Origin of the sequence: Streptomyces sp. NPDC048392, assembly GCF_043200575.1 — a bacterium.
Lineage (GTDB): Bacteria > Actinomycetota > Actinomycetes > Streptomycetales > Streptomycetaceae > Streptomyces.
The window spans coordinates 1-1,538 of the sequence record NZ_JBICYB010000100.1; the positions used below are offsets into that span (position 1 = coordinate 1).

A 1,538-nucleotide genomic window follows, 5' to 3' on the forward strand; every position below is an offset into this window, starting at 1 on the left:
GTACTCCAGCAGTACTTCGTGGCTTGACCTGGGGGAACGTGGAGCGGTGGGAGTGTAGCGGGCAGGATGCCGTCACGGACGACTTCCGCCCGCACACCCCTCGAAGGAGTGCCCACGACGGCAAGGTCGCCCCGTGCCCTGGGAAGCCTCGGGTCGTGATCACCGAACAGGCAGCCGAGACCTGGGACCGCGACCTGGACCACCTCCTCACCACCATCGGGCACCACTTCGGCCGCGTCGAGCCACGCCGCCGTATGCGGGACTACGTCCGCGCACTGCTCGCCCCGGTAGCCCGCAAGAACAGCTGGCAACTTGCCGAACACGTCGGCCATGCCACCCCCGACGGACTGCAGCACCTGCTCTCCCGAGCCCGCTGGAACCCCGACGACATCCGCGATGACCTGCAGACCTACGTCGCCGAACACCTCGGCCGCCCCGACGGGGTACTGATCATCGACGACACCGGGTTCCTCAAGAAGGGCACTACCTCCGCCGGCGTCCAAAGGCAGTACTCCGGCACCGCCGGCCGCACCGAGAACTGCCAGATCGGCGTCTTCGCCGCCTACACCAGCACAATCGGCCGCGCCCTCGTGGACCGCGAGCTCTACCTGCCCAAGTCCTGGACCAACGACCGCGACCGCTGCCGCGAGGCCAAGATCCCCGATCAACGGGAGTTCGCCACCAAGAACACCCTCGCGGCGACGATCGTCCGCAGAGCGCTGGCCTCGCCGCTGCCGATCGCCTGGGTCACGGCGGACGCCGCTTACGGACAGGACAACCGCTTCCGCCGGATGCTGGAAACATCCGGCGTCGGCTACGTCCTGGCCGTCCCCAAGTCCCAGTTCTCCCTGGCTGGCCCACGCATCGACAGAGCCTTCGAGCAGGCCCCCGACCAGGCATGGGAACGCCGTTCCTGCGGCGCCGGCGCGAAGGGGCAGCGCGAGTACGACTGGGCGGCCGTCCAGTTGCGGCCAGTAGCCGAATACGACTACCAGGACGGCGTGTTGATCCGTCGGCGGTGGGCGCTGGCACGACGCAGCTTGAGCCGGCCGGACGAGATTGCCTACTACCTCGGCTACGCACCGCTGGATGTCGCAGTGGATGAACTGGTGCGCGTCGCCGGCGCTCGGTGGGCGATCGAGGAGTGTTTCCAGGCGGCGAAGAACGAGTGCGGCCTGGACGAGTACGAAGTCCGCCGCTACGTCGGCTGGTACCGACACATCACCCTGGCCATGCTCGCCCACACCTTCCTCGCGGCGATAAGCGCGCGAGCAGCCGAAAAAGGGGATCCACCGGTGAGGATGCCGTGGTCATCGAGCTCACCGTGGCGGAAGTGCGGCGACTCCTGGCAGCTCACGCACCCCGAGACCTTCACACCCTCACCCACGCGTTGAGCTGGTCGCACTGGCGTCGACGACGCCAAGCTGTGGCCCGCCACTGCCACTACCGCCGTCGTGGGCACTCCTTCGAGGGGGGTGCGGGCGGAAGTCGTCCGTGACGGCATCCTGCCCGCTACACTCCCACCGCTCCACGTTCCC

Annotated in this window: 1 protein-coding gene; it reads left to right on the forward strand. The window is 68.1% G+C overall.

Annotated elements, in window-relative coordinates; all coding sequences use genetic code 11:
- The first annotated feature begins 155 nt into the window (after nt 1-155).
- Nucleotides 156-1,394, forward strand: a complete 1,239-nt coding sequence (locus ACGFYH_RS37345; RefSeq protein ID WP_393807620.1) for an IS701 family transposase — start codon at nt 156-158, stop codon at nt 1,392-1,394.
- The last annotated feature ends 144 nt before the right edge of the window (nt 1,395-1,538 follow it).